Here is a 301-nt window from a genome sequence, read left to right on the forward strand (position 1 = left end):
TTCTACCAGCCCATTCTCTTGCGCAGCGTCCTTCCAGGTTCCAATGCCTGGCGTGAGCGACAACTGCTCAAGCGCGACGGTATACACTGAGATCGTAACGACGACAGAAGAGGAAGAGCTTAACCAGTTCGGGCTGCCGACCGGCAACATCATTATCGACACGGTAGTGGTACGCCAGATCCCTGCAAACGCAAGCCGCTTTGTAGCGGGCATTCCTTTCGGCAATCACATGTTCCGCTATGTAGCCACAGACGAGTGCGGCAACACGAGCGAGCTGTACTGCGCGTTCGAGGTGATAGAC

At 55.8% G+C, this 301-nt stretch carries 1 protein-coding gene; it reads left to right on the forward strand.

Features of this window, described 5'->3' with window-relative positions; genetic code table 11:
• On the forward strand, positions 1–301 hold a 301-nt coding region (locus tag FRY97_RS22780; RefSeq protein ID WP_170254907.1), incomplete at both ends, for a hypothetical protein.

Source organism: Phaeodactylibacter luteus, from assembly GCF_007993045.1.
Taxonomy (GTDB): domain Bacteria; phylum Bacteroidota; class Bacteroidia; order Chitinophagales; family Saprospiraceae; genus Phaeodactylibacter; species Phaeodactylibacter luteus.